Consider the following 22,325-nt stretch of genomic DNA (forward strand, 5'->3'; position numbering starts at 1 on the left):
TAAAACCAATCCTGCACTTTCATTAAATCAGGCATTAATTGTTCCTAAGGCGCTGAAATAATGTAACATTAATAAATAACCGATAAACATAAAGAAGTGAGTATGCAATCTAAAGTTATTAATTTTAAAGAGAAATTTACTAAATTTTCCGACCATTGGTCTCCTCGTGTAATAGCTGAAATGAATGATTATCAATTTAAACTGGTTAAAGTTGAAGGCGAGTTTGTTTGGCATAACCACCCTGATACTGATGAAGTTTTTATAGTTATTGAAGGTACACTGAGCATCGAATTTCGAGATACCCTTGTAACGTTAGAGGCTGGCGAAATGTACGTAATCCCTCAAGGTGTAGAGCATAAGCCTGTAGCTAATGCTGAATGCAAAATCATGATTATAGAACCTAAAGGAGTTGTAAATACGGGTGAGGCAACGGGTAAGCTCACCGCGCAAAATGATTTATGGATATAAGCTAACCTTCAGTATTAATAACCGGCAATAATATGTTTAGTATCGCTATAAAAATATTGAATCAATTCAAAGGTAGGTTTAGCAAAAAACTCCCTAGTGAAGATTAGCATTTCGCTAAATTGACTCGCTTCAGTTAATATATTGTAGCTATTAATTTTCAGGTAACCATAGACTGTAACTATGATAAAAATTCGCGACCTAGAATACCTAACGGCTATCGGTCACTACAAACACTTTGGTCATGCGGCCGATGCGTGTTTTGTAAGTCAACCAACGCTGAGTGGGCAAATTTTAAAGTTAGAACAGCGCCTTAAGTTAACTTTAATTGAGCGGCAACCGCGTAATGTTATGTTAACGCCAGCGGGTGAAAAACTTGTGCAGCAAGCGCAGCAAGTATTAACTGCGGCAAATAACTTTGAAGAAGCAGCTAAAGCCTTACTTGACCCGCTTTCAGGTGATTTACATATCGGGTTAATTCCTACACTTGCCCCTTATATCCTGCCGCACATTATGCCGGAGTTGAACAGTAATCTAACCAAAATAAATTTCTATTTACATGAAAACAGAACGCAAGATTTACTGCAAGAATTAGAAACGGGCAAGCTTGATGTTTTGATTCTGCCTTGGCTACCCGAAATGGCACGTTTTGAACGCTACGATTTATTTAACGAGCCTCTGGTAATGGCTACATCTGCATCTCATGCAATGGCAGAGCGTTCATTGGTAACCTTTGATGATTTACATAATCAAAAAATTCTCACCTTAGAAGATGGTCATTGTTTAAGAGATCAGGCCATGGGTTATTGTTTTAGTGCCGGTGCGGAAGAAGATCATAGTTTTCGCGCTACTAGCCTTGAAACTTTACGTTACATGGTGGCAAGTAATATGGGTATCACCTTGTTACCACAATTAGCAACGATGAATTATGCACCACAAAAGCATATTCATTATATTCCTTTTCAAGAGCCTCAACCGATTCGTGAAATTGTATTGTTATGTCGAAGTGGTTACGCTCGCATGGAAAGTGTTAGAGCGATAGTGAGCCATATTCGCCAAGCCGTAACAGGTTTGTTCGATTAGCACATAGTCACTTAACGTATCATTTAATTTAACGTGCTCGTACTTGAGTTACTTTAAAAATAAAAAAACGCTATTGTTTTCACAATAGCGTTTAAAGGTTCAAGAGTTTGTTGAATATTATGCAGCAGCTTCAGTCAGCTTTTCAGTGTTCTCTAGTGGATTAGGTGTTCTGATTAAATAATCAAAGGCACCTAACGCCGCCGTTGCACCACTGCCCATGGCAATAATAATCTGCTTAAACGGTGTATTAGTAACATCGCCAGCCGCATAAACGCCAGCCATATTTGTTTCACCCTTTTGATTAACCACAACTTCGCCACGCTCTGTTAACTCTACTGTGCCTTTTAAGAACTGAGAGTTAGGCACCAAACCAATTTGTACAAATATACCGGCAAGTTCTATTGTTTCTTGCTCATCAGTCGCACGATTCAAGTAATTAAGCCCGGTTACATGTTTTCCATTGCCTAACACTTCAGTCGTTTGTGCATTAACAATAATGTCAATATTCGGCAAAGAACGTGCTTTGTTTTGCAATATAGCATCAGCACGTAAAGTACTATCGAACTCTAAAACAGTAACATGCTCAACCAAGCCTGCTAAATCAATGGCTGCCTCAATACCTGAATTACCACCACCAATTACTGCAACTGATTTTCCTTTAAACAAAGGGCCGTCACAATGAGGGCAATAAGCAACACCTTTACCTCGATATTCTTGCTCACCGGTTACATTCATTTCTCTCCATCTAGCACCAGTGGCAATAATGGTTGAGCGTGTTTGTAATGTTGCACCATTTTCTAATTCAACAGTGATTAAACCACCTTCAACATCACTTTCAATAATATTTTTTACACGTTGATTATTCATAATATCAACATCGTAGTCGTTTACATGATTCTCTAGACTTGCCACCAGTTTTGGACCTTCGGTAGCACTTACTGAAATAAAGTTTTCAATCGCCATAGTGTCTTGTACTTGGCCACCAAACTTATCAGCAACAATACCGGTACGAATACCTTTGCGAGCACTATATATTGCAGAGGCTGCTCCTGCAGGCCCGCCACCTATAACTAATAAGTCAAAAGCTTCTTTATTGTTTATTGCTTTCGCTTGTCTTGCACCGGCATTAGTATCTACTTTATTTAAAATTTCGGTTACTGTCATTCGGCCTTGACCAAACGCTTGTCCATTAAGGTAAACCGCAGGTACTGATAAAATATCACGTTTGTACACTTCTTCTTGGAATAAAGCGCCATCGATCATTACATGTTGAATCTGTGGGTTAATGGCGGCCATCATGTTCAACGCTTGCACTACGTCTGGGCAATTTTGGCAACTTAAAGAAATATAGGTTTCAAAGCTATAGTTTCCTTCTAATGCTGCTACTTGTTCTATCACTGCTTTATCAAGTTTTATTGGGTGTCCGCCACTGTGTAAAAGGGCTAACACAAGCGAGGTAAATTCATGCCCCATAGGTACACCGGCAAAACGCATTTCGCCGCCAGTTTTAACAGATTTTACTAACATTGATGGCACACGTTCATTGCTTGCATCTGCCTCTACAACAGACACTAATCGCGACATTTGTGCAATTTCTGTCACCAAAGTATTTAATTCTTTTGATTTTAAGTCGTCACCTAAAAATACTGATAATTCAACAGCCGATGTTAAATTTTGCAAATAGGTTGTTAGTTGTTGTTTTAAGTTTGTATCTAACATGGTTTATTCCTTCGAAAATTGTGATGAATAAGATTTAAGGCGTTTGTTGGTTTAAAATTAACCGCGATATTTAATTTAATATCGCGGCAATATTATGCTTAGTTTAGATTTTGCCAACTAAGTCTAAAGAAGGTGTTAATGTATCTGCACCTGGCTGCCATGCTGCAGGACAAACTTCTCCGTCATGTTCAGCTACATATTGTGCTGCTTGAATTTTACGAACCAATTCTTTTGCAGAACGACCAATACCTAAGTCATGTATTTCAGCAATTTTAATTTCGCCTTCAGGGTTAACAACAAACGTACCACGTAGCGCTAAACCATCTTCTTCGATCATGACACCAAAATTACGAGTAATTTTACCTGTTGGGTCACCAATCATTGGATATTGAATCTTGCCAATAGTGTCTGAACTGGCATGCCATGCTTTATGCGTAAAATGTGTATCAGTTGATACTGAGTAAACTTCAACGCCCATTTCTTGTAACTGTGCGTAGTGATCAGCCATGTCGCCTAACTCAGTCGGACATACAAAAGTAAAGTCAGCTGGGTAAAAGAAGAATACTGACCACTTGCCAGCTACATCAGCTTCAGAAACGTCAATAAAATCGCCATTACTAAATGCTGTTGCGTTAAATGGTTGAATAGTTGAATTGATAATTGATTGGTACATGTGTATCTCCACTTGTTTATAAAAATGAGTTCTTGTTAAGTTGGGAGAATGATACGCCGGAATTTCAAATAGGAACAATCGTTTGAATTTATAACATCAATAGGTAAAACCTATCAATTTGTGTATGCATGTATATATGTGACTATCCCTGTCTTGAAATATTATTTATAAGTTAGAGATAGAGGTTACTGGTTTTTAAGTATTAAAGACAAAAAAAGCGCCCTTCAAATGAGGGGCGCTTGTCATAAAACACTAATACAAAAAAATAATAAAAACAAAATCGAGGGGGGAAATCTCTTGCTAAGTAAGAGCTTATATTTATGGTTAAGTTCAAATTAATTTAACTTAAATATTTAATGCATTTAGTTGAAGTTAAGTGTGCTGCATTTGTTTACTTACCCTGAACTCTAGATAATGAGTGCTTGATACCCAAGTAAATCAAAACCTTAGGTGATAAAGTAACTACTATATCAAGGTGAACATCAGAAATAGATACCATCAGTGCTGCTTATCCAGAGTTCAGGTTACTTATTTTAAGAAAAAAAAAGCGCCCCTCAGTCGAGGTGCGCTTACAATATAAAAACACTAATATAAAACAACAATAAAAACTAAACCGAGGGGGAGAATCTCTTGCTAAGTAAGAGCCCTGAACTCTAATTTAGTTCAATTAATTTAAGTTTTATTTAAGTTTTATTTAAAGTAAATTATTAAACCTTCGATATAAGCTTTATTTTTACTAACAAAAACAAGCTATTAATTATTTTCAATAACGTTAAATATGAATGAGTTGTTGTTTGTCAGCAATTAAATTAAGTACTTTGGTGAGTTTTTTCGCGAGGTAACCAGATAATAACTTTGGTTGCTTTGTTATCAAGGCTAATTCAGCTTCGGTGATAGCAACATGGCAATCAAATACATTGTTGTTTGCGCTAAGCATTACGTCATCAGCAAGTTTCTCTACTGTAACTTTTTCATTATCAGTGCTTAAGTGAGCAAGCTCAGCCAGAGCGACAAGATAAAAATTTATCGACATAATATTCGCTTCGTCGCCATACCAGTTTGCTGTCATTGTATGAAAATTTAACTGCGCAGATAGTTTATTAGTAATAGATAATATGTGTTGCACTTCTGCAGCTAAATCATCACTTACTTTAATAGAAATAGGTAGTGTTTCATTCATAATATCCATGGGTATTGACGCTCTAAAAAATTGTGATTTATATAATAACGAGTTTTCAGGATAATTACCGCGATTGTTGTATTTTCTCAAACATAAGCACCGGAAAACAAACCTATTTTTATATAGTTTACCTTGTAATCAGCTGCTTATAACTTTATTGTGGCTGAATTCTAAATTTATTTACCATGATAAGAACAAGCTTTCAGCAAAGATTAACAGGCGATAAACTGTTGTGAACAGCTGCTTATTTAACAAAAATATAACTAGAAATATAAGTTCAAAATCACCTTTTAATGGAATTGTAGTGGATAAAAATATCAATAAAACAAATAAATCCAAAACTAAATCTATAAAAAAAAGACCATTTAAGTTATTTAATTTGAGTCATAAGACTCATAAATGGTTGATGCTATTTATTGGTGTTCAGTTTGTTATATGGTCCGTTACAGGAGCATATATGGTGTTTTTTGATATTGACTATATCCATGGCGATAGCTTGGTAGTTACGCATCAAAAAGCCATAAAGCCAGAAAACTTAACATACGCTACCGCTAAGCTATTTAGAAAATACCCCGATGCTAAAGATTTAAGTGTTGGCTTGTTGGTTGACCGAGAAGTGTATCGCTTCAAGATAGCAAAACAGCAATTTATTATTGATGCAAGTAACGGTGAAAAGCTATCACCGTTAAATAAAAGTACTGCAATTGAAGTAGCAAAATACCTTTACGCGGGTAAGGAAGATGTACTTAATGCCAAACTCATTTCAGAAAATCCAGTATTTGGCTTAGCGGCGCGGCACCTACCGGTTTGGCAGGTCAACTTTGATCACTTCTCTGCGCCTACATTATTCATTTCAGCTAATAACGGCAAAGTGGTCAGTAAACGACATCGATTTTGGTATATTTTTGATTGGATGTTTCGCCTACATATTATGGATTACGGTGACGAAGCAGATGCCAGTAATTGGTTGTTATTTTTTATCGCCATACTTGCGATTTTTGCCGTGTTTAGTGGCTTAGTATTAACTTACTTTAAAGCCATAAAGCCAAAACTAAAGGCCAAAAAAACCTCAGGTAAATCCAATATAAAAAGACCTGGCAGTAGCCCTTCTGTTGGAGATAAGTCATGATTATCTGGATAAGAAAGCTTCATAAATGGGCCTCTTTACTCGTTGGCTTACAAGTGATTATTTGGGTAGTTAGCGGTTTAGTATTCAATGTAATCGATCATCAAAAAGCCCAAGGTAATACTTATCGCCAAGCTATAGCGCCAACAGTTAGCTTAAACGTAAATTTAATACCGGTTGAACATTTACTAAAATCTTATCCAAACACTATTGAGCTTAATCAAACCAGCATTCTCTCAAAACCTTATTACTTGTTAACTCAACAACAAGGTTTATATCGCCACTTTAGCAATAATTACCATATCGTGAACGCCGTCACAGGCAAGTTAACTTTAGTGGATGAGTCATTAGCTAATGCGATTGCTCAAGCAAGTTATAATGGCCCAGGTGATATAACTTCAGCTACGTTAATCACCCCACCTATCGCTGATTTTATTAAGCACAAAAACCCCAGCTGGCAAGTTAATTTTAATGACAAATTAGCCACCAGTGTCTACATTGAACAAGGCTCAGGCCGTGTTATTGGACACAGTAATAGCGACAAGCGCTTTGCAGATTTTTTCTTCATGCTACATTTTATGGATTATGGCAGCGCGGGCAACTTCAACACGGTTCAAATTATGTTGTTCGCTTTTATCACCTTGTGGCTGACCTTAACGGGGCTTATTTGGACAATACATTTGCTACGAAAAGGTGGTTATCGTTTTAAAAAATAGTAACATTTGAATACCTAAAAAATAAAACGTTTGTGGGTGCTACGATTACCATCTATTTATTATTTCCATCTAGACTTATCCCCCTATACCGCTGATTTACTTAAAATAACTATAATGGCTATTGTTCAAGATTAAATTCAAATTCAACCTCAAGTATTTGGCTACTGCTATTTTCTTTAGCGTAGCGCCACTGTGTTAATGCTTTTTTTGCTGAACGAACTAGCACGCGATCAACTTGCTTATTTAAATTTGTAATATCAACTGCTTTGCCCTCATCTGAAATAATATATTGCAATTTTACCGTGCCAGACTTTTGTTCATGAAGTGCTGATTTAGGGTATTCAGGCATCACTTTATGTATCGGGTAAATCGCAACTAATTTTGCATTAATCTTGGGTAATTTAACCAACGGGTTAAGCACTTTTTGAGCGGGTAATTCTGCTTTTAACAACACAACTTGTTCTTGCTTAACAAGGTTATTTTCTATATTTTTGGGTGGCAAACTCTCTGGTTGAGGCGGTAACTTAGAAGAAACGGGTAATAATGCTTCAGCTTGAGGATTAACCTCGCCTAATTCAATTATTCGAACAGAGTGTGGTTGGTAATGCTTAGCACTATTGTGCGCAGGTGGTGCTGCAAAATGAGTGACTATCGCCATAATACCAAAAGACGCTGCCCCACCAGTTAAAAGCAAAGCTAACATGTGCCAAGGGGAGCGCTTTACATGCATTTTTTTAGTTGTATCTCCCACGAGTTCCGGGGCTTTAATTTGATCTTTTCTTTGTTGATAAAGCCCAGAAAGCTCTTTATCGAAGCTATCGGCACTCATGACTGACTTCCTATTAAATGGTGTAAATTATTGCGTGCATAACGTAAACGGCTTTTAATAGTTTCAAAGCTATCGTCGGTTAACATTGATATTTCTAACACTGAAAAGCCCTCTTGCTGAAAGATAAAAGCCTCCTTTTGTAAAAAAGGCAATTGTTCGAGTGCAGCATTAAATTGCGTTAATCTATCAGCAGTTTGAATAGATTTTTCAAGGTTTGCTGTTAGCACTTTATTTTCATCTAACAATTGAATCTGCCATTTTTTTTGACGACGAAACTCATCAATTAGACTATTTCTTGCAATGGTAAATAACCAACTTTTTACATTGGTTTGAGGTTTGTTATGTCCTTGTGTTTGCATAACTTTTAGCCAAGTCGTTTGTACAATGTCTTCAGCCAATTCTCGATTAGATTGGCTCAACACATAGTGATACAACGACAGATGAAATTGTGCAACCAGCAAAGACAAATACTTGTTTTTGCCGGTTGCCAAATAACTTGCCAGCAACTTTTCAGGGCTAGTTTTTGGGTTGTACCAACCTTTTATCATCGAAGGTAACTGCAAATTATGATCCTAACTTTGTTGTTCCATATTAAACGCTAACTGTACTGTTAAGCCTTGCTGAATAGTGGTTTCTCCAGCTTCTGACTTTGCTCGATACTTCCATTTTCTTAACGCTTGTTTAGCGGCTTGATTAAACACACGCTTTGGTTCTGCGTCAATAACTTCAATATTAGTAACACCGCCTAAGGCGTCAATATCGAATCGCAACTTTACCCAACCCTCAATACCTTCTCTTGCCGCAACAGGAGGATATTTTGGATTAATGCGTACAATAGGTCGAGCATCACTATCGCGCTTATTATTATTTATTAGCAAGCTAGTATTAGAGCTTGCTACTTTAATCCCCTGATTATCATACTTATAATCTCCTATTACACTTGTTTCTATTACGGGCTCAAAAGTTTTTGGCATAGGTTTAGGTGCTGGCGGAGGATTATTTTTAAATACCGGCTTCATTTCAGCCGGACGTTCCTCAGGCAATTGAGCCACCTCAACAATTAAGCTAGGTTGTGCTTCAGGTGGTAATACTTGATCGTTATTGACCAAGTATGCCATAAAAGCAAATAAACCAAAGGTTGTTGCACCCGCAAGCGCTGTTATCGTTATTATATTTTTCATCGTTTTACCCCAATATTTGATAATTTTAAAGTGGTATAAATTAAAGATGTGTGAACACACGCTAAGTCAGTGGCCAATATCTAACTTATGAGTAAAACGATTAACTTGCATAAATGGGGTTAAAATAAATTAATTAATTTCAAGCTGGATAAAAATAGATTATCGACAACAATTTGCAGCGAAAAATAATATTACAATTTTTTTAATAGGTTAATTTGAATTTAACTGCGCTGCGGTTACTATAGCTGCCCAATGTAACGTTTAGAATAATGACATGACAAAATTATTTAGCCTATTTGCGCTAGTACTCTCATTAGTAAGCATTAATAGCTTTGCTGAAACTTTAAAAGTAGCCTCATGGAATATCGCTTGGTTAGGCTCGCATGAATATAATCAGCGCAAAGACACTGACTATCAGAAACTAGCCCGCTATGCGCGTGAATTAGATGCTGATGTTATTGCCCTGCAAGAAGTTGAAAGTGCAAAATGGGCGGCAAAAGTGTTTGGTGATGAATACGACTATTTCTTTACCACTAAAGACTGGGTACAACGTGTAGGTGTTGCGGTAAGAAAAAGCAGCGGCTATAAAGCCACAGCGGTTGAATATAAAGAGCTTGATCAAGGATTAGCTCGTCGAGGTATGGACGTTACCTTAACTAAAGATGGTAAAAGTGTGCGGTTATTAGCAGTGCACATGAAATCAGGCTGTTTTGATAAAGCGCTAGACCAAACAAGCATTGCAAGCATGCCCAATAGCAATGAAAAAGAAGTTTATGCTAAAACTGCCTGTGCAGAGCTTGCCAAACAAGCTATTCCTTTAGAAGCATGGGTAGATGCACGCGCTAAAGAAGGTGTACCTTTTATCTTATTAGGCGACTTTAATCGTCGTTTTGTTAAAGACATTTCATTAAACTACAGTGAAATACAAGGCTTATGGCAAACCATTAATGACGAAGGTGCAGAAACCCTTTGGGCACCTACAATTGCGGCTGAATCGAAATGTTGGGGCGGTTATTATAAAGACTATATCGACCATATAATTTTTGATCCAAAAGCCAAAGCCCGTTACGTGGAGAATTCATTTGATCAGCTAGTATTTGAACAAAAATATACCCGCGAACTTAGCCAAACCTTAAGTGACCACTGCCCTATTTCAATTGAATTAGCGCTTTAGTTTCCTAAACAAAACCAACATGGCATTTTAATGTTGGTTTTGTAAAATTGTTATTTATATTTTAGCCTTAATCCTGCTGAATTAGCATACTTATGGCAATGAAATTGGAACACCCCGTGAACGATAAAAACAGCTTAGAGAATGAATGTGTAATTTTATTGCATGGTTTAGCTCGCTCAGCACATTCCATGGATAAAATGGCAGAACGCTTAACCGCTCAAGGATATAAAGTGTTGAATATTGATTATCCTTCACGTTCTTATTCTATTGAGCAACTGGCAGAAAAAACCATTTCAGACGCATTACTACAGTGCGAAGGTATGCCTGTAAGCTTTGTTACGCACTCAATGGGTGGCATTCTAGTGCGACAGTTTTTGAGTAATCATACGGTTACAAATTTGAATAAAGTCGTGATGTTAGGCCCGCCCAATAAAGGCACTGAGATTGTTGATAAACTTAGCAATATACCAGGGTTTCATCTAGTCAATGGCGATGCTGGCATGCAATTGGGTACAGGCGCATTGAGTGTACCTAATCAGTTAGGTAAAGCTAATTTTGATGTTGGCATAATCGCCGGCACACAAAGTATAAATTTAATTCTCTCATCGCTTATCCCAGATACTGATGATGGTAAAGTTTCAGTTGAGAGTACTAAGGTCGAAGGCATGAATGATCATATTGAAATGCCGACTACCCATGTTTTTATGATGCGTAATGACGCAGTAATCGAGCAAGTTCTTCATTACCTAAAACAAGGAAAGTTTGAACATTAGCTAGCACCAATTATTCTTATTCCCGCATAAAGCCTCCCCCAGACTAAAGTATAATTGCTTGTACTAATGGCAATTATTATCTTAAGACTATAATAAGGTATATATAAAAAAATATGCGGTGAATAATATGTTTACAGCTCGACACCTAGCCACGTCATTAGCACTTATAAACGCCTTTATAATTGCGTTACTCATGTTCGTATTAACTGAGGTTATCGAAAACATAAGTTTGTTAATAGCGGCTATATCAATAGTGAGTTTTTTTATTCTCCTGTTCAGTATAAATTTTTGTGTAAAAAAGACACTCCAAGCGCAACAAAACACCCTCATATCAAGTTTACAATTAGATCTTTCAGCTAACGACACATTACAGAGCATCCTTAGTCAACAAACCAATAAAACACGCCTAGCAGGTAAAAATATTGATAACAAAGCCAGTAAACTTGCCATTAACTCGGCCGAAGTTAGCTATTTTCTTGATCAACTCAGTAACGCTATTGAATTATCGAGTAAAGATGTTGAACGCCTTGCAAGTTCTGCACATCAAATGTCGATAAGTATTAAAGTAATGAACGAAAATTCGATCATCGCATCGAAGCAATCAAGCCAAGCAATGTCCGAAGCTTCGGCTAGCTCTGAGCAGCTTAATGACAATGTAGAAGTTATAAACCAATTAAATGCTGACGTGAATAATGCCGCCGAAAAAATTAAATCACTGTCTCAAAATGCCACTGAAATTCAAAATATCACAAATGTAATAGATGCTATTTCAGGGCAAACTAATTTACTGGCATTAAATGCTGCAATAGAAGCAGCAAGAGCAGGTGAACAAGGTCGTGGTTTTGCCGTTGTTGCTGATGAAGTAAGAGCGTTAGCTTCAAAAACGGCTGAAGCAACAGAAAAAATTGGCTCTATGTTAACTCAAATTAATGAAGAAACTTCTCAAACAACCCATGTAATGGCACATGTAGTTGAGCAAAGTCATCGTATAGTCAATAGCATGGGCCCTTTAGCTACTTCATTGAGCGATGTTAACCAACAAATGAAAGAGTCGACTGATGCGAGTAACCATATAAGCGCCGCGCTTCAGGAGCACAATACTACCAGTAATGAAATTTCTTTAGCCATTACAAACCTACATAATTTTTTAGTCGAAAAAAGCCAAGAAACTCATATTGTTTCAGATAAAGCAGCTGAGCTTTGCCAAAGTACAGAGTCAATATTTATTGAGCTTTCAGAGTTTAAAACAGGCTCTAATATTGAAAAAACTTGTCAAATAGCACAAACCGCAGCACAGCAAGTAGGCGAAATGTTTGCCGAGAAAATACAGGCGAATATCATCAATCAACAAGATCTTTTTAACTTTACTTATCAAAAAATTGCCAACACTACTCCGCAGAAATACCATAGCAGTTTTGATGATTTTACCGACAAATACTTACCTGCAATTCAAGAGTCTATTTTACAAAACAACACCGATATAGTTTACGCTGGAGCCGTAGATATAAACGGATATTTTCCAACCCACAATCAGTGCTTCTCAAAGCCGTTAACCGGTGATATTACCACCGACACTATGAATAATCGCACAAAACGCATATTTGACGACAGTACAGGTAGCCGCTGTGGCTCACACACAAATAAATTTTTGCTACAAACATACAAGCGTGACACAGGTGAGGTAATGCATGACGTTTCTGCGCCAATTTATGTTAATGGCAAGCACTGGGGCGGATTTAGAATTGGTTTTACTGCGCAATCGAGCTAAGCACATATACTTTGGTTAATTCAGCTTTCAATTTTTAAAATTTTTCTGAGGTAAAAAAAACAATTTAACACGCCCAAATATCTATAACGCTTTTAAAATAAGCATTACAAGCCAATCACTGAAATAGCTATTGTGAAGTTATTATGAATGTTGAAAATTAACTATACCAATGCATTAAAAATTTAGTATGGTGTTATTGAGCTTTAGCAGTATTTAATGAATCTAGGTAGGGGAATCAAGATGAAATTATTTAAAAAATTAGTGCTATCAACCTTTATTTTATCCGGTGCTTTTTCAAATATTTCAACAGCTAATGAAATGGAAATAACCGCTAAATCACAAATAATATCAGCCGATAGTAAACTTCGTACATATACAGGTGATGTCAGAATTGCCTTTAACAACGGAAACCTATCAACTAAATCTAGCCATGCATCTTTTAAAGATGGTCAAACCGTAATGGAAGGAGATGTGGAGATTATTCTCAGTAATGCTATTGCCAAAACTGAACGAGTAACCTTTACCCCTTCTCAACAAGGCTTAATCGCAAAAATGGATAAAGTTACCTTTACCTATAAATAGTAATAAGTGCTTTACGTTAACTTTATTCTTTAATGCGATAATCGAATTAAAAAACCGCTGCATGATACTTAATATAAACGTCATGCAGCGGTTTTATCTTATCATTTATTTATTGGTTTACTGTTGAGTCACTAGCGCCAGTCTTAATTCGTTCAGGGCATCTACAGCGAAGCCTTGATCATAAAAGTATAATATTTCACCTTTATTATTTAATAATACTACACGCGTGTTTGCGGCATTTTCATTACCTGTAAAAGCTTGAATTTTTTCACCATCGTCATAAATCGTTACCACACCTTGCCATAATGGTTTTGGTATTCCTGCTCGCATGCCATTATCGATAACTGTACTAAACATTTCAGGGAATAAGCCTTGAATCGTTGGCACTTCATAAACCTTAACCTTGGTATTTGTAACATCTAAGGCAATTAACCAGCGGTCGATATCAAATTGAGAGTTTTGTACATAACCAATTAATAACAAGGTTAATTCATCATTAAAGTCGCCAGGAATAGACACTGTCTTTTGCGCTAGTGTGGTGCCAACCACAGAGGGGAAAGTTTGACCGGTAATATCTTTATTATCATACTGAGTAGTACAGCCAGTTAATAAAAAAAGCAAACCAAATATATAAATTTTAAAACGCATCTTTACTACTCCTTACATTATAAAGAGCTATACGTACTCGTTATGAGTTTGGTTCACTTGGTGAGTAAAATAAATTTAAATAACTATAAACTACTAACTTAAACCAAGTTGAGTAATTAACTAATTCGGTTTTTATCAGATATGTTGCAGGCTACATTTAATTGATTAATGGAACTGTTTATTCATTATTGTTTTGTTTTAGTTCTCTTAGTCTTTCACGATATTTATCACGCGCGAGTGCTTGCATGTCGGTAACGGCATCGCTTTCGTCAACAATCTCTCTTCCTAGCAAGGTTTCAATGGCATCTTCTAAGGTAACAATGCCCGAGGTTTGACCATATTCGTCTTCAACAGAATAAATATGTACGCGATTTTTAATAAACATATCTAGTAATTGTTGAACCGGTAACTTTTCTGATACCGCGGTGAGTGGTAAGGAAAAATTACTGATGGGTTCATCACCAAAGCCGTTGCGTTCAGCGTCAAACAAGTCGCCTTTAATAACTTTACCAGTGATATCGTCAATGGTATCAGCGTAAACAGGTATCCGAGTAAACTGTCCTGTTTTTTCATGATCAAGTGCGTCTGTTACTGTAATATCTTGATGTAACATGTGTACAACCGTGCGAGGCGTAAATACATCGCCTGTGCGCAACTCTCGCAAATTTAGCATATTTGATAAGTATTCATTCTCTTGAGAAAACAAACTACCGTCTTTATAACCTAGTGACGCTAAAGCAATAATTTCTTCGCGTGTAATTTCGTTTTCTTTACCTTTTTTAAACGAACGTGTAAGGCGAGTCGACAACCAAACCAAGGGATATACAATTCTAATCAACCATGTAATGACATAAGCAGAAGGCACAGCTAAATTGCGCCAGAAAGTGGCACCTAAGGTTTTAGGAATAATTTCTGAAAAATATAAAATAACTAAGGTCAGCATTACAGCAATTAAAGTTTCCCATTTCTCACCAAATATTCCAATAGCCTGAGCACCAACACCAGCGGCACCCATGGTGTGTGCAAAGGTGTTAAGAATTAAAATACTGGCGAGAGATTCTTCTAATCGGGTTTTTACTTTTGCTAAAACTGCACCATGTTTGGGTTTCTTAGTTTGCAATTGCTCAACAAAGCTAGGCGTTATTGATAATAATACGGCTTCTAGCACTGAGCACAGAAATGACACGCCAATAGCTACGGCTAAATAAATAAAAAGTAAAGTCAAAAAATAATTCCATGTTAATGAACGTTAAGTTACACCCACAAATACTATCATATCGATGGTATGTTTTTTAATACGTTAAATTAATGTATTAGTATAGCTTACGTTAAATCTATCTAAAATATGGATGCTTTATTTCGTTTTATACCCGTTATATTTTCAAAGTGTAGCCATTCTTAAAATTTAAGCCACATCAATAATAATAATCTCACAGTCTTGCTGAGCTTTTATAGTTACAAATTTTTGTTGTGTTACTTCCGCGCCATCACCTTTTGCCATTTCAACTATTTGTTGATCATTACCTAAAGTAAACTCACCTTGCGATGCAATAACATAAGCTTGATGTGTTATCTGATGAATTAGCTCGCTGCCTTTGACTAATTTTCCAGCAAATATACGTGCATCTTGTTGAATAAATAATGCTTGTTGTCGATCTTCCACATAGCCCGAAACAACTAAAGGCAAATGGCTATTCGATGCACTTTTTGGAAATGCCATACTGTCCCAACGTGGCGCAACATTATGGCTGTTAGGTTCGATCCAAATCTGAAACATACTGGCCGCTTGAGAGCCCTGATTAAACTCTGAGTGCCAAATACCTTTACCTGCACTCATTACTTGTACTTCACCCGCCCCCGTAACGCCCTTGTTGCCTCTACTATCTTCATGAGAAATAGCCCCAGAACGTACAAAGGTAATAATTTCCATATTTTTGTGCGGATGTTCAGGAAAACCACTATGTGCTGCGATCCGGTCATCATTAATCACACGTAAACAACCAAACCCCATTCTTCTAGGGTTATAATACTGTGCAAAACTAAAATGATGATGTGTATCTAACCAACCATGCTTAGCTTTACCTAACTGTTGAAATGGATAATGTTTAATCATTTTCTACACCTTTAATACGGCAATAGCCCGTTGATAACTTACCCAACGGACTCCTCATTAAATACCGAAAACTGAGTTATTTGAATCGATTACTAATAAACTGATCTGCTGAGTACTTGCCAGCGCCTGAAATTGCTAATGCTAACGTCATCGCCAATAAAGCCAAAGCGAACTCATAGCCATTGTTCGACATAAATAAACCATTTGCTAAGTGCACTTTAATAATAGCAACCACCATAGTTATCGCCAAAACCGCACTCGTAGGTCGAGTTAACAGTCCTAAGATCAAAAGTATACCGCCAAAAAACTCCGTACTGCCAACCAATAATGCCATTAAGTAGCCTGGTCCTAATCCTATTGAATCCATCCATTGCCCGGTGCCATCGAGACCGTAACCACCAAACCATGCAAACAACTTCTGTGAACCATGTGCCGCAAAAATAATCCCAGCAATAAGGCGTAAAGGTAGGGTAGAATTACTGAGGTTAGTTTGTAATACTTTCTTAATAATTGAACTGTTCATTGGCTTGTAAATCTCTTTATTTGTTTAAGTTGTGCGTATTCTAAGCGTTGTAATAAGATTGAATAACCCCTAAAATCCGTTTAATTCATTCAAAAATTTTGAACAATTAATAAAGGCTATAAATATGAAGGGACCACTGTTAACTCTAGAAGCCTTAATGGTACTCGACGCTATTGATAACAGGGGCAGCTTTGCTTCGGCAGCCGAGCAATTAAACAAAGTACCTTCAGCGTTATCTTACATAGTTCAAAAACTTGAAGAGCAACTCTCAGTAACCTTATTCGTTCGACAAGGAAGGCGCTCAGTGCTAACACCCACAGGCCAACATTTACTATTAGAAGGTAGAAAGGTTCTCGAAGCAGTGAGTAAAATTACCGAGCAAACACAAACACTTGCACATGGTTGGGAACCCAGCATTAAAGTCGCTTTTGACTCCATTATGGCAATAGAGCCTATAATGCAATGCCTACAGTTATTTCTTCAAGAGCACCCTAATGTAGAAATTGATCTATGCGAACATGTAATGAATGGCTCATGGGAAGCATTAGTTGAAAACAAAGTCGACCTGCTTATTGGAGCTCCAAGCCCTGTACCGACTCAAGCAGGTATTAGTGCGATAAAAATATACGAGCACAGTAATGTTTTAGTTGCCGCTAAAGGTCATGAATTAAGCCATATTACACGAGCTATAACCTACAATGATATTGCTGACTATCGCACTGTCATCGTACACGACTCATCAAAAAATACCGTGCCCATGTCATTAAATATTATTGACCAAAGCCGCCATTTTTATGTGGCCAGCGTAGCGCATAAAATTGAAGCTATTGTTGCGGGTATAGGCGTAGGATTTTTACCAAAAGATCGTGTGCTGCCATATTTAGTAAATGGTGAATTAGTGGCATTAACAACAGAGAAACCCCACCTAAGCACTGATTTATTTCTTGCATGGAAAACAGTTAATAAAGGTAAAGGTTTATCTCGATTACGCGCATTAATGTTAGCGCAATACTCAGCTACTTAAACCTCATCTACAAAAAATAAACCACTATAAATTAATTGATAAAAAGCGTTTAGCTGCCTAATTATTCGATAACTCATGGCATGCGTTACGCGTAGTTAAAAATATTATCCCAATGGTGATCTAACGTTTTTTTCGCCTGAACTAAATCAATACCATGATAAACGCCATTTTTTAATACCACCAATTGCATACGCTCGAGTTTATTCAATGCATCAGTAATTTCAAAATCTAGCTCACATTGATACTTATCTTTAAACCATAATTCTATCGCCTCATCTAAAGCTTGAGACGTTAGGCCAGTTTGGCTTTTCAATAAAAAACTATAAGCGAGTATTGCTTCTTTAAAGTCTTCTTCTTCTGCTGCATCAATTAAGGTGTGAAAAACACCGGCGTTATTATCTAGATTTTTAAAATAAAGGTTGTCTGAAAGCGCCTTCATAAATTTAATCTTTCTATTCTTAAATTTACTCCACTCTTTAAATATAAAGCCTGCAAAAACCCCTAGCCCAAGCGCAAAAGAAATAAAGTGCTGTTGTGTCATTTCTACCGCTTCTTCGCGCCAGCCTATCCAAAACCCCAGTAATGCAGCAAGTAATAAAATTGACGCGCCAAGTTTAGTAACTAACACCACAGCGCCGCCAACCACGGCTGAAGCACCAATAAAGGCTTTATCAATGGGTCGCATACGCACCTCACTGTTCGGAAATAGCATTTCTAAATCAGCTTTAGGCACATTTTGAAAAAGCTTAACTATGGTTGATCCCGGCTCAAAACCTATCAAGGTTTTTTTCTTCGTATCGAAATGCGCTTGGTCTTTAAAGGTAATAAATATTGCTACGCGATCGTAGTTGGTAAAGTTAAGCGTTTGTTTTCGTAAGCCAAATAATGAAGTTATGGTTTCAGTCACTTGTGACTCGCCTCGGCGGTAGAAAACCACTTGCTCAAAATCGTCAAACTCAACTTCTAGCCTCACTTTAAATAGCGACTCTTCTGTTAAGGCGTCTTGTAGGTCTTGTTCGGTAATTTTTTCAAAATTCGCCGCATTAAGCACATGGGAAAAATTATTGGCAAAATTCGCCTGACATTGTGCTTTTTGCTCTGTGGTATAAGGCTCTAACTGTTTAGTATCGGCATTAGGATCAAATGGCGCGTAATCGTTTTTTAACGACTCTAAGGTTTGATGATATTCAACATGCAATGAGTTAGACAGCAGGTCACAAAATTGTCGAAATGATAATGAATCATCAAGCTCAAGCTCTCGCACACACATTTCAACAATATCTTGTTTTCTATAAGGAATAAAGCGATCAGCAGCCATAGTAAAATTTTAAGTAATGTCAGATAGTTAGAGTGTAAGATAATTCGATATATATTGGAATGTGAATATGCTTGGGTAAATAATCTAATCCCAAGCTGACATTAACTTATTCTCCCTAGCCATTAACCATTAGATTTATGTATTTTCTCCCACGTATCATTAACTTTTGATTTCGATAAATTACTTTCTAAATCAATAATATTCAACGGTAAATTTAATACATCAATAGCGGTATTTTTTGCCGATAATGGCTGTTTTAAGGTTGTACCTACCCATGTATCTCTTCCAGCATTTTTTGCGGTATAAAGTGCTTTATCGGCAATATCAATGCAGTCTAACCAAGAAACTTCTTCTGGATTATGTCCACAAAAAGGAAATGGTACAAAACCTACTGAGCACGATAATGAAATTTCAATATTTTGGTTAATAATAAAAGGTTTTTGTTTAATGTTCTGACAAATACGCGCAGCTAGCTTTGTCGCTAAGTCTCGTGATGTTTCTCTTACCACAAACAAAAACTCCTCTCCGCCCCAACGAATTAAGTAATCACTTTCACGCGCTATTTTTTTCAAGCGCTGGGTAAATTCAATCAGTACAGCATCGCCAGCTTGATGCCCATATTGATCATTAACTTTTTTAAAGTAATCAATATCAATTAGAAAAAAGATTAAATCAGCTCCTTCAATCGCGAGTTTATCAGCCGGTAATTTATGATATTTTCGATGCGTTAAAGCTATTTCCGCAGGCATATTACGATCTAAAAAGCGGCGATTATTAATGCCTGTTAGTGGATCTGTTACGCTGACTTGCTCAAGCGCCTGTGTTTTTATTTCTAATGCTTTAGTCGTTTGTTCAAGTACTAAAGTACGTCGCTTCACTTGCTCTTCAAGAAATACTTTTCGTTTATGTAAACTTGATGTCCGTAGACGAATAAACAAGCGTATTAAAATTAATATAACTGCAACCAGTAAGACCTTAGCGATAAGTGTTTGATACCAAAAAGCTAACACCTCAAAATGCAAGATTTTTGACTTTTCGTTCCAATGCCCCAGATGATTAGTGTTTTGTATTTCAAGTTGGTAATTACCAGGAGGTAACGTGGTATAAGCAGCTATTCTGTGCTCTGCATCTGTCATTATCCACTTTGAACTTAATCCAAGTAAACGGTAGCGATAATTTATTAATTGGCTATTAATGAAATCAAGCGAGGTGAATTCAATGGTAATTTTGTTGTTTTCGGCTGGTACCACTAAAGGTGATGCATTATCTTGTGTTAAAAGTGCGCCGCTGTAAGTTTGCCCCCCAACAACACTATGTGTAATCACTAAAGGTGCAAAACTATTGTCTGGCTGCCAAAGGCTTGGTTCGATAATTGTTATTCCACCACTACCACCAAAGACTATCTCAGATGCTGAAGTTTCAATAGCCGCTTGACCGTAATAAGGCGCAAGCAGTTTGCCATCATGAGCAGATAAAGGCGTTACCGCAAAGTTATCAATATCAATTACGTCTATGCCTGCAACACTGCTAACCCATACTCGGCCATATTTATCCGGTTGCATAGCACGAACAACATTACTTGAAAGTCCTTGTTTTTTATTTATTTGTATAAAGTTCACAGGGTGATGTTTGTCTTGTGATACAAAAATACCACCACCTTCAGTGCCAATCCATAATCGGTCATGTTGATCATAAAAAAACGACGAAATAAAATGATCAAACCTTATGTTTGGTTGCTCCGCTTGTGGCAGTTGGTAAATAACTTTACCTGTTTCATCAAGCCAATTAATACCCCGCCAAGTGCCAACTAATATTTCGTTATTACGCCCTTCACCAATAACAGAAATACGCTGATCGGTTAATTTATTCGTCGAAGTATTAATTTTTTTTGATTGTGTTAGTTGATTTTTATCTACCTTAAAGCGCCACAGGCCATCTGTACCACCAGCCCATAAATAACTGTCGTTAAAATATAATACGCCAGTATAAATATGACTGTTTCGCTCGCCAGTATCTAATTTTTGTAACTTTGACTGCCAATATTGGTAAATGCCCCAATTACTGCCAATAAAATTGTTATTTGAAGCTTGTACCGACAAAGTTTCAATCGCACCGCCAGGTAAAGCATTATTAGGGTTTTCAGCATCAACGCCAATATTCGCTAGAAGGCCCGTTTGAGCATTAATAACATCAACACCTTTTTCTCTAAGACCAAGCCAAATGTTACCTGTGTTATCTTCTGCGACTGAATTTACATTCATATCTGATAAGCCATTAACATGACCTACATCACCGTATATTGTTTTAAGCGCGCGTTTTTTCGGGTTATACGAACTTAAGCCTTTATTAGTAGCAAGCCATATTAAGCCATTTCTCGCGGGGTATATTTGCCAAATTTCATCATTCGCTAAGCTGGTATCAATTAATCTATTATGGCGCATTCTTTGGCTACTATTTTTTGCTAAATCTAGTTCAACAACCCCTCTTCCAAAACTGCCTAACCAAATAACGCCTGGTGATATCTCTGCAAGTGCATATAACCACTCTTTAGTAGCAAACGCTTGAGTTACCACTAATGTTGAATCTATTTTTAAAAGTCCATTCTGGGGAGTAGCAACAAAAATGCTTTCATCACTTGTTTGTAAAAGTGCTGCAATACGTAAACTGTTTGGTAAAAAGGCGGTTAAATCGAACGGCGAGAATGTAGCTTCATCTACTTGTTTATAATAAAGCCCTTGGCTAGTGCCAACCCAAACGGTATGGTTTTTAGCGTTTAAAATACTGAATATTCTTAAGTTTGGATCTGCCAAATATTGCCTTTCAAAATACAATTTACTGGTTTGGTTTGTCGTATTAAATTTAAACACACCTATTTCAGACGCTATCCAAATAAACGAGGTATTATCTTTTGTTTCTATGGAGATTTTACCTACAGCCGGAAGCTGGTTTGGAGAGAGTTTTATCGATTTAAAATTTCTAGTGTAAGGGTCAAAACGCATTAAACCTATACTGGTCGACATCCACATTATGCCGTTAGGGTCAGCCACCATCCCGCTAATACTGAAGTTTTCATCGTTAACTGTAGTAGGTACATTTTCGAAGTTTGTACCGTCAAAGCGAACTAAGCCATGCGTAGTTACCAACCACACAAAGCCGAGTTTATCTTCGCAAATAGTATTAATAGCGCCATGTGGCTGGCCTTGGGCTACAGAATAGTTTTTAAATATTTTATCGTGCCAATGCCATCTTTCAACATCAGCGGCTTTCGTGAAGAAAGTTAGCAAAAGCAATGTGAAGAATGTAAAACACTTGAAAAGTTTATACATAAATTTACTTCAAATTATTTATTATTGATTTGAATATTTTTATTTTAAAACCATGTTAACGACTATTTGAGATAAGTACTAGCAATAATGGTTACCCCTTCTTA

The 22,325-nt window shown here is 36.9% G+C and carries 21 protein-coding genes; 9 read left to right on the plus strand and 12 right to left on the minus strand.

The genetic code is table 11. The annotated features are described in order from the left end of the window. Positions 1 to 102 precede the first annotated feature (102 nt). Positions 103 to 468 carry a cupin domain-containing protein gene (locus tag AC27H3_RS09150; RefSeq protein WP_487105547.1) on the plus strand — a complete coding sequence of 122 codons (366 nt, stop codon included), beginning with the start codon at positions 103 to 105 and terminating at the stop codon, positions 466 to 468. Between the two features lie 180 nt (positions 469 to 648). Then, positions 649 to 1,548, plus strand: a complete 900-nt coding sequence (oxyR, locus tag AC27H3_RS09155; protein ID WP_487105549.1) for a DNA-binding transcriptional regulator OxyR — start codon at positions 649 to 651, stop codon at positions 1,546 to 1,548. Between the two features lie 117 nt (positions 1,549 to 1,665). Here oxyR and ahpF read toward each other — a convergent pair whose 3' ends face one another. The 3 genes from ahpF to AC27H3_RS09170 all read right to left on the minus strand — a co-directional run bounded on the left by ahpF (position 1,666) and on the right by AC27H3_RS09170 (position 5,210). After that, positions 1,666 to 3,267: an alkyl hydroperoxide reductase subunit F gene (ahpF, locus tag AC27H3_RS09160; protein ID WP_487105551.1), complete on the minus strand. Its 1,602-nt coding sequence runs from the start codon at positions 3,265 to 3,267 to the stop codon at positions 1,666 to 1,668. A gap of 103 nt (positions 3,268 to 3,370) precedes the next feature. Then, positions 3,371 to 3,940 carry an alkyl hydroperoxide reductase subunit C gene (gene ahpC / locus AC27H3_RS09165; RefSeq protein WP_487105553.1) on the minus strand — a complete coding sequence of 190 codons (570 nt, stop codon included), beginning with the start codon at positions 3,938 to 3,940 and terminating at the stop codon, positions 3,371 to 3,373. 772 nt (positions 3,941 to 4,712) lie between these two features. After that, positions 4,713 to 5,210, minus strand: a complete 498-nt coding sequence (locus tag AC27H3_RS09170) for a hypothetical protein (RefSeq protein ID WP_487105555.1) — start codon at positions 5,208 to 5,210, stop codon at positions 4,713 to 4,715. Between the two features lie 289 nt (positions 5,211 to 5,499). Here AC27H3_RS09170 and AC27H3_RS09175 point away from each other — a divergent pair, with 289 nt between their 5' ends. Together AC27H3_RS09175 and AC27H3_RS09180 are read left to right on the plus strand one after the other, a co-directional pair. Next, positions 5,500 to 6,249 (plus strand): PepSY domain-containing protein, encoded by a 750-nt coding sequence (locus tag AC27H3_RS09175; protein WP_487105557.1) that lies wholly within the window; start codon positions 5,500 to 5,502, stop codon positions 6,247 to 6,249. After that, entirely contained in the window at positions 6,246 to 6,962 is a 717-nt protein-coding gene (locus AC27H3_RS09180) for a PepSY domain-containing protein (protein ID WP_487105559.1), read from the plus strand. Before AC27H3_RS09175 ends, AC27H3_RS09180 begins: the two co-directional genes overlap by 4 nt. Positions 6,963 to 7,080: 118 nt before the next feature. Here AC27H3_RS09180 and AC27H3_RS09185 read toward each other — a convergent pair whose 3' ends face one another. The 3 genes from AC27H3_RS09185 to AC27H3_RS09195 are packed head-to-tail and all read right to left on the minus strand — an operon-like array spanning position 7,081 to position 8,972. Beyond that, a complete protein-coding gene (locus tag AC27H3_RS09185) occupies positions 7,081 to 7,791 on the minus strand; it encodes an energy transducer TonB (protein ID WP_487105561.1) in 711 nt (236 codons plus the stop codon). Further along, on the minus strand, positions 7,788 to 8,354 hold the full coding sequence (locus tag AC27H3_RS09190; protein WP_487105563.1) for a sigma-70 family RNA polymerase sigma factor: 567 nt from the start codon (positions 8,352 to 8,354) through the stop codon (positions 7,788 to 7,790). Before AC27H3_RS09190 ends, AC27H3_RS09185 begins: the two co-directional genes overlap by 4 nt. Before the next feature lie 9 nt (positions 8,355 to 8,363). Next, positions 8,364 to 8,972, minus strand: coding sequence for a TonB family protein (locus tag AC27H3_RS09195; protein ID WP_487105565.1), 609 nt, complete (start codon positions 8,970 to 8,972; stop codon positions 8,364 to 8,366). 274 nt (positions 8,973 to 9,246) lie between these two features. Here AC27H3_RS09195 and AC27H3_RS09200 point away from each other — a divergent pair, with 274 nt between their 5' ends. From AC27H3_RS09200 to AC27H3_RS09215, 4 genes are all read left to right on the plus strand, one after another. Further along, on the plus strand, positions 9,247 to 10,146 hold the full coding sequence (locus AC27H3_RS09200; protein WP_487105567.1) for an endonuclease/exonuclease/phosphatase family protein: 900 nt from the start codon (positions 9,247 to 9,249) through the stop codon (positions 10,144 to 10,146). Positions 10,147 to 10,262: 116 nt separating this feature from the next. Then, positions 10,263 to 10,919, plus strand: a complete 657-nt coding sequence (locus AC27H3_RS09205; protein WP_487105569.1) for an esterase/lipase family protein — start codon at positions 10,263 to 10,265, stop codon at positions 10,917 to 10,919. A gap of 127 nt (positions 10,920 to 11,046) precedes the next feature. Then, positions 11,047 to 12,687 carry a methyl-accepting chemotaxis protein gene (locus AC27H3_RS09210; protein ID WP_487105570.1) on the plus strand — a complete coding sequence of 547 codons (1,641 nt, stop codon included), beginning with the start codon at positions 11,047 to 11,049 and terminating at the stop codon, positions 12,685 to 12,687. A 240-nt stretch (positions 12,688 to 12,927) separates the two neighbouring features. Next, on the plus strand, positions 12,928 to 13,269 hold the full coding sequence (locus AC27H3_RS09215) for a hypothetical protein (RefSeq protein WP_487105571.1): 342 nt from the start codon (positions 12,928 to 12,930) through the stop codon (positions 13,267 to 13,269). Between the two features lie 117 nt (positions 13,270 to 13,386). Here the strand turns inward: AC27H3_RS09215 and AC27H3_RS09220 are convergent, their stop codons facing one another. From AC27H3_RS09220 to AC27H3_RS09235, 4 genes are all read right to left on the minus strand, one after another. Next, a complete protein-coding gene (locus tag AC27H3_RS09220; protein ID WP_487105572.1) occupies positions 13,387 to 13,917 on the minus strand; it encodes a hypothetical protein in 531 nt (176 codons plus the stop codon). Between the two features lie 178 nt (positions 13,918 to 14,095). Beyond that, positions 14,096 to 15,142 carry a CNNM domain-containing protein gene (locus tag AC27H3_RS09225; RefSeq protein ID WP_487105573.1) on the minus strand — a complete coding sequence of 349 codons (1,047 nt, stop codon included), beginning with the start codon at positions 15,140 to 15,142 and terminating at the stop codon, positions 14,096 to 14,098. Between the two features lie 180 nt (positions 15,143 to 15,322). Next, complete coding sequence (locus AC27H3_RS09230; protein WP_487105574.1) at positions 15,323 to 16,030, minus strand: pirin family protein; 708 nt, start codon at positions 16,028 to 16,030, stop codon at positions 15,323 to 15,325. A 76-nt stretch (positions 16,031 to 16,106) separates the two neighbouring features. Continuing rightward, the gene (locus AC27H3_RS09235; protein WP_487105576.1) at positions 16,107 to 16,553 is read right to left on the minus strand and encodes a DoxX family protein; all 447 of its coding nucleotides are present in this window, start codon (positions 16,551 to 16,553) and stop codon (positions 16,107 to 16,109) included. Between the two features lie 124 nt (positions 16,554 to 16,677). Between AC27H3_RS09235 and AC27H3_RS09240 the strand changes: the two genes are divergently transcribed. Further along, positions 16,678 to 17,577 carry a LysR substrate-binding domain-containing protein gene (locus AC27H3_RS09240; RefSeq protein WP_487105578.1) on the plus strand — a complete coding sequence of 300 codons (900 nt, stop codon included), beginning with the start codon at positions 16,678 to 16,680 and terminating at the stop codon, positions 17,575 to 17,577. 85 nt (positions 17,578 to 17,662) lie between these two features. Here the strand turns inward: AC27H3_RS09240 and AC27H3_RS09245 are convergent, their stop codons facing one another. Together AC27H3_RS09245 and AC27H3_RS09250 are read right to left on the minus strand one after the other, a co-directional pair. Continuing rightward, entirely contained in the window at positions 17,663 to 18,895 is a 1,233-nt protein-coding gene (locus AC27H3_RS09245; RefSeq protein ID WP_487105580.1) for a TMEM143 family protein, read from the minus strand. 122 nt (positions 18,896 to 19,017) lie between these two features. Next, complete coding sequence (locus AC27H3_RS09250; RefSeq protein ID WP_487105582.1) at positions 19,018 to 22,221, minus strand: ligand-binding sensor domain-containing protein; 3,204 nt, start codon at positions 22,219 to 22,221, stop codon at positions 19,018 to 19,020. Positions 22,222 to 22,325 lie beyond the last annotated feature (104 nt).

The sequence above is a fragment of the Colwellia sp. NW0002-52-1 genome, assembly GCF_057550865.1.